Here is a 6233-nt window from a genome sequence, read left to right on the forward strand (position 1 = left end):
GACGCCACGCGCGACGTAGAGATACCGGCCGGGCATGGAGTCGATCTTGGCGATCGCCGATATTCGATAGTCGCTCGATGGACGGGATAGAGCCACCTGTCCCGCTTCGGCTTGGGCAATGGATGCAGGCTGGGGCACCACGTACGGAAGTTTCGGATCGTCGAGGGCGAGCACGATCGGCACGCCTTCGGAATCGATGATGTATGCCGACGTCAGGTCACGCAGGCCCGCCTGCCCGATCAGGAATTTCTGGAACGCGTCGGGATCGTCTTTGAGCGTTGCCGCCTCGCCGTTGATGTCGCGCACCATGTTGACGATGTCGGTGCGGATGATCTGACTGTGCTCGTCGACGTACGCGCGGGCGACATCGTAGGAATTTTCAACGATGGCCCGCGTGCGGCCTGAGAACCAGCCGTCAAGCGAGCGCGAGAACGTCGTGGTGGCGGCGACGGCGAGAAGCACGGCAGGAAGCGCGGCGATGAGACAGAACAGAGCGACGATCCGAGTATGAAGCCGGGCGCCGGGGATCTTCTGCTTCCATGCGCGCCGCAGCCCAAGCGCCTGCCAGGCGATGGTGCCGAACATCGTGATGATGAGGATGGCATTGAGCGCCAGTGCGCCCCAAACGAACTCGTTCCTGGGAGCGATCGGCGTAAGGCCGGTCAAAATGAAGTAGCTGACCAGCGCTGACGTGAGCGACAGCAACACGACGCCCAGACCAAACCAGAAGGCCCGATCGGATGGATTGAGAGGCGTCTCCCCCTCTTCCACCACCGAAGCAGCTGGCTCGCGGTCGCCGCGCGCGATCGTGTCGGCTTTGCCATTGCTGTTGCTGGCGTTCATCAGTTTCCGACCAAATCAACTAACACGCTCAAACCACGAGCGAATCCTGCATTGAAAAGACGTCCGGCGCCGCCGCAGGGCTCGCTCGTCTCATCGTTGCGGCACACGCACAGCGGCGATCCCGCTACACGCGGGAAAACCCAACACCGTAACTGTGACATTTTCGCGACGGGTGTGGCGCAGTTCAAGCGCCAAATGGTCTAGGGCCCCGCCCTGTGGATAACCCCAAGGACGAGGCGAGGAACTACCCCTCGACCGTTCGGAAGACCCGGATGTTCAGATCGCGAATGCGGGCGCGCAGCGTATTCCGGTTTAGGCCCAGGAGCTCGGCAGCGCGGATCTGATTGCCCCGCGTGGCCGCCAAGGCGGCGCTCAGCAATGGCTTTTCGACGTCGCGGATAACCCGGTCGTACAGGCCGGGCGGCGGCAGGTCGTTGCCGAACGTCGAGAAGTATCGCGACAGGTACCGCTCCACGGCTTCACCGAGATCGCCGCTCTCGGTCACCCCGCCGATCGCAGGCGTGCTGGAGGTATCAGCAAGCTCCTGCTCGACGATCTGCGCCGTTAGCGTGTCCTGCGTGTAAAGCGCCACGAGCCGCCGCACGACGTTTTCCAGTTCGCGGACGTTGCCGGGCCAGGGGTGCGATTTCAGGCGCTCGATAGCGGCGCTCTCGATCGATTTTTGTCCAAGCCCCTCGCGCGCGGCTTGACGAAGGAAGTGACGAACGAGATCTCCGACATCCTCGAGCCGCTCGCGCAGCGGTGGGAGGCGGATCGGCACGACGTTCAAACGATAGAACAGATCTTCGCGGAACAGGCCTTGCTGGATTTGCGATTTCAGATCCCGGTGCGTGGCTGCGATGATCCGGACGTTCGTCTTGATCGGGGTTCGGCCACCGACGGTCGTGTATTCGCCCTGTTGCAGCACGCGGAGCAATCGCGTCTGCGCTTCGAGCGGCATGTCGCCGATCTCGTCGAGGAAGAGCGTCCCGCCTTCGGCTTGTTCGAAGCGCCCAGGGGTACGGGTTTGCGCGCCAGTGAACGCCCCCTTCTCGTGCCCGAAGAGCTCGCTCTCGATCAATTCACGCGGAATGGCCGCCATATTGATGGCCACGAACGGCCCGTGCCGTCGCTTGCCGTAATCGTGCAGCACGCGCGCGACGAGTTCTTTGCCCGTGCCGCTTTCGCCGTTGATCATCACGGTGAGATCGCTCTGCGTCAGGCGCGCGAGAACGCGATAGATATCCTGCATGGGAAGCGAGCGGCCGATAAGCGGCAGCTCGTCCGTCTCGCGTTCTGTGGTTGTCGTCTGGCGCTTACGTCCCGGCTCGGACAGCGCGCGCGATACGACCGCCACGACCTCGTTCAGGTCGAATGGCTTCGGCAGATATTCGAACGCACCTTTCTCGGCAGCCGTCAAAGCGGTCATCAGCGTGTTCTGCGCGCTCATGACAATGATTGGCAGATCCGGACGCAACTTCTTCATGCGCGGGATGAGATCGAAGGCGTTCTCGTCGGGCATGACAACGTCGGTGATCACGACATCGCCTTCGCCTTGGCTTACCCAGCGCCAGAGCGTCGCCGCGTTACCGGTCGCACGCGGCGCAAAGCCTGCCCGCGCCAGCGCCTGATTCAACACCGTGCGGATTGCGGTGTCGTCATCGGCGATCAGTATGGTGCCTCTTGCCATCAAGTCTCTCTCGTCGTCGGTACGGCTGCCGGGCGCGATCGCTGCATGGGAAGCAGCACGCGGAAGACCGTGCGTTTAGGTTCGCTTTCGCATTCGATGATGCCGCCGTGATCGGCGATGATCTTGGCGACCAGCGCGAGGCCCAGCCCGCTGCCGGAGGCTTTCGTCGTTACGAACGGATCGAAGAGATGCGGTTTCAAATGCTCTGGAATGCCGCAGCCGTTGTCCTCGATCTGAATCATGAGAGGCAAGCTCACGCGCGTGTCGGAACCCGGCAAAGATAGACGAACGCCCGGGCGAAACGCGGTCTGCATGATGATGCGCCCGTTTTCGGTCCGATCGCCTATGGCCTCGGCGGCGTTCTTCAAAAGATTGAGAAAGACCTGCACGAGCTTGTCGCGATTGCCGAGCACGTAGGGCAGCGAGGGATCGTAGTCTTCAACATAACGTACACTGCGCCCGAACCCATGCTCGGCGATGCGGCGCACGTGATTGAGAACATCGTGGATGTTCACGGCATCTTTTGAAATAGGGCGCTCGTCTCCGAACACCTCCATCCGGTCGACGAGATTGCGAATGCGATCGGTTTCCGAGCAGATCAGCTGCGTCAGCGCGCGATCCTCGTCCGATAATCCGGGCTCAAGCAGCTGCGCGGCCCCGCGAATGCCCGACAGAGGGTTCTTGATTTCGTGAGCAAGCACACCCGCCATGCCCGAGACGGACCGTGCTGCCGCGCGATGCGTCAGCTGGCGTTCGATCATTTGCGCCATCGATCGCTGCTGCAGCATCAGGAACATGTTGTTGGGATCTTCGGGCAGCGGCCCCCCGTACACGTCCACCAGCTTTGCGCCGGCAAAGCGCGGCGTAGCCACTTCGATCCCGTACTCGTTGACGGTTGCTCCGGTCGCTTGCACCTGCTCGATCACGCCCAGCAGAGGACATCCGAAAGCGACGATATCCGAGATGCGGCTTCGGGTGAGCATCGTGGCGCTCATCGTGAAAAACGCTTCCGCTGCAGCGTTCGCAAAAACGATCGATTGGTCCTTGGCGACGACAAGGATCGGATGTGGAAGAGCACTCAAGAGATCTTCGCGATCGACCAAGCTGCTGATCGGCGGCGCTGCTGGGCCGCGTTCTGGCTTGTGTACCGATGCCGGCTTGCTGCTCATGCCGCGAGAGACTCCGCACCTGAATAGAAGGCTTTCAATCCTCCGATCACCCGCTGCGGCTCGAGCATCACACAAAGCTTGCCCCGCCACGACTTGACCGTTGCGTCGCTAGCCCCACTCGACGCGAGATACCAACCGATGTGCTTGCGTGCGTTACGCACTCCAAGATCTTTGCCGTAGTGCTCGAACATCGCTTCGATGTGCTCGACCGCGATATCGCATTGTTCCGCCAGCGTCGGACTTTCAGGATCGCGTCCCGACGCCAGAAACTTCGCTATGCGTCCCGGCATCCATGGCGCGCCGTATGCGCCCCGCCCAATCATCACGCCTTTCGCGCCCGAAGCGTCGAGCGCCGCGCGCGCGTCCGTGGGTGAAAGAATGTCGCCGTTGACGAGAACCGGGAGCGACGTCGCTTCGACGACGGAGCGTACGGCGCTCCAATCAGCGAGGCCGGTGAAGAACTGACAGCGCGTCCGTCCATGGACGGTAATTAGCTTCACGCCTTCGGCTTCGGCGCGCTTTGCGAGTTCGGCCGCATTGCGATTTTTGTCGTCCCAGCCGAGGCGCATCTTCAACGTGACCGGAACGCGGACGGCGCCGACGACGGCGCGAATAATCGATTGCGCATGATCGAGGTTGCGCATCAGCGCCGAGCCGGACAGCTTGCCCGTCACCTCTTTGGCGGGACAACCCATATTGATGTCGATGACATGCGCCCCTTTGGCTTCGGCGATGCGCGCGCCTTCCGCCATCCAATGTTCTTCACGGCCGGCAAGTTGGATGACGAACGGCGTCAGATCTCGGCCTTCAGCACGACGCAGCACGTCACGGCGAGCCTTCGCCAGTTCTTCGCTCGCAATCATCTCGGATACGACCAAAGTCGCTCCCAGGCGATGTGCGAGCCGGCGAAAGGGCAGATCACTCACTCCGGACATAGGCGCCAGCACCGCGGGCGGTGCGCCGTTTACGACATTATCTAGCATGCAGTCCTACGGGTCGGCCCCAAACCTGCCCATTCGTTGAGCAGAAATAGTTTCTGCTGCGAGTTTGGGCAGACTAGGCACGGGGCGATATTTTCGCAAGGGCGAACAATACATTTACAATTTGCCCATTTGACGCGCCCGCCACCCTCCTGGCTATGAAAGCGGCACTCTTCCGGTCAGAACAGTCCTGACCGTGTTGCGAAATTGCGTGGGTACAGGCAGGAAGTGGCCGCCGGCTTGCTGGGCGCTGGCCATCGAGGGGAGACTTATGTTGCGCATCGCCGCTTTGATCGTCGCGGCCGGAAGAGGCACGCGCGCCGCCAGCCAAGGCGCCGGCCCGAAGCAGTACGCCTCTATCGGGGCAAAGTCGGTCCTGGCTCGGGCTATCGCCGCCTTCGCCGGACATCCAAATATCGATGATGTGAAAGTCGTCATCCACGCTGACGATCGCGAGTTGTATGAGCGGGCAGCGCAAGAAGCCGGCGCCGCCACCTTGTCTGAGCCCGCGATCGGTGGCGCGACCCGACAAGCCTCAGTCCTGAAAGGACTGGAAGCTTTGGCGCCCTCCTCTCCCGACCTCGTCTTGATCCACGATGCCGCCCGTCCCTTCGTTTCGCAAAGAACGATCTCCCACGTCATTGCAGCTCTTGGCGAGAAGCCAGGCGCCCTGGCGGCCCTTGCCGTCACCGATACACTGAAGCGCGCCAGTGGCGGGGTGGTGACTGAAACAATTGCGCGCAATGGCTTGTGGCGAGCGCAGACCCCGCAAGGCTTTCAGTTTGCGCCGATCCTGGCTGCGCACCGCAAAGCTGCCGAAAGCGGCCTTGATACGTTCACGGACGACGCGGCGATCGCGGAATGGGCAAAGCTCGACGTTGCCATCGTTGAAGACTCGAGCGGCAACATCAAAATCACGACGGCGGAGGATCTCGAAGTGGCTGACCGCCAATTATCTCGTTCTCTCGAGCCGAGGATCGGCACTGGCTTTGACGTCCACCGCTTTTGCGAAGGCGATCACGTTTGGCTTGGCGGCGTAAGAATTCCGCACACGCACAAGCTGGAAGGACATTCCGACGCTGACGTGGTCCTGCACGCTTTGACGGACGCTTTGCTTGGCGCGATCGGCGACGGCGACATCGGTCAACACTTCCCTCCATCAGATCCGAAATGGAAGGGCGCGGCCTCCAAATTGTTTCTGGAGGACGCCGTACGGCGCGTACGCGAGCGCGGCGGCCGCGTTGGTAACGTCGATATTACGGTGCTGGCCGAAGCGCCGCGCGTCGGACCGCACCGTCCGGCGATGCAAGCGTTGATTGGCGGCGTGCTCGGGCTTCCCGCCGACCGCGTCGGTATCAAAGCCACCACGACCGAGCAGATGGGCTTCACCGGCCGACGCGAGGGTGTCGCTGCCATGGCGACGGCGACGGTATTCGTTCCTGCGAGTAGCGACCTATGAATGAAGCGGAGGATGAAGGCGGCTCGGATGTCGCGAACAACACGACGCTACGCTTCACAGTCAGAAACGTCGCCCTCCTGAACCTCACCTAC

4 protein-coding genes and 1 pseudogene are annotated in these 6233 nt (G+C 61.9%); 1 reads left to right on the plus strand and 4 read right to left on the minus strand.

What is annotated here, in order from left to right:
• The 4 genes and pseudogenes from EKK30_RS10040 to dusB form a co-directional block, all read right to left on the minus strand.
• Positions 1-843 (minus strand): annotated as a pseudogene (locus tag EKK30_RS10040) (PAS domain-containing sensor histidine kinase); the annotation flags it as partial.
• Positions 844-1087: 244 nt separating this feature from the next.
• Positions 1088-2533 (minus strand): nitrogen regulation protein NR(I), encoded by a 1446-nt coding sequence (gene ntrC, locus EKK30_RS10045; protein ID WP_290984124.1) that lies wholly within the window; start codon positions 2531-2533, stop codon positions 1088-1090.
• The gene (locus EKK30_RS10050) at positions 2533-3702 is read right to left on the minus strand and encodes an ATP-binding protein (RefSeq protein ID WP_290984127.1); all 1170 of its coding nucleotides are present in this window, start codon (positions 3700-3702) and stop codon (positions 2533-2535) included. The genes ntrC and EKK30_RS10050 overlap by 1 nt, the downstream gene beginning before the upstream one ends.
• Positions 3699-4685 carry a tRNA dihydrouridine synthase DusB gene (gene dusB / locus EKK30_RS10055; RefSeq protein ID WP_290984130.1) on the minus strand — a complete coding sequence of 329 codons (987 nt, stop codon included), beginning with the start codon at positions 4683-4685 and terminating at the stop codon, positions 3699-3701. Before dusB ends, EKK30_RS10050 begins: the two co-directional genes overlap by 4 nt.
• Positions 4686-4953: 268 nt before the next feature.
• On the opposite strand from dusB, the gene EKK30_RS10060 reads away from it, so the two are divergent.
• The gene (locus EKK30_RS10060; RefSeq protein ID WP_290984134.1) at positions 4954-6141 is read left to right on the plus strand and encodes a bifunctional 2-C-methyl-D-erythritol 4-phosphate cytidylyltransferase/2-C-methyl-D-erythritol 2,4-cyclodiphosphate synthase; all 1188 of its coding nucleotides are present in this window, start codon (positions 4954-4956) and stop codon (positions 6139-6141) included.
• Positions 6142-6233 lie beyond the last annotated feature (92 nt).

The sequence above is a fragment of the Hyphomicrobium sp. genome, from assembly GCF_003987855.1.
Classification (GTDB): domain Bacteria; phylum Pseudomonadota; class Alphaproteobacteria; order Rhizobiales; family Hyphomicrobiaceae; genus Hyphomicrobium_B.

Bases quoted from the DNA above. Each gene is read 5' to 3' on its own strand.
- ntrC (WP_290984124.1), bottom strand. From the start codon at position 2,533: ATGGCAAGAGGCACCATACTGATCGCCGATGACGACACCGCAATCCGC.
- EKK30_RS10050 (WP_290984127.1), bottom strand. From the start codon at position 3,702: ATGAGCAGCAAGCCGGCATCGGTACACAAGCCAGAACGCGGCCCAGCA.
- dusB (WP_290984130.1), bottom strand. From the start codon at position 4,685: ATGCTAGATAATGTCGTAAACGGCGCACCGCCCGCGGTGCTGGCGCCT.
- EKK30_RS10060 (WP_290984134.1), top strand. From the start codon at position 4,954: ATGTTGCGCATCGCCGCTTTGATCGTCGCGGCCGGAAGAGGCACGCGC.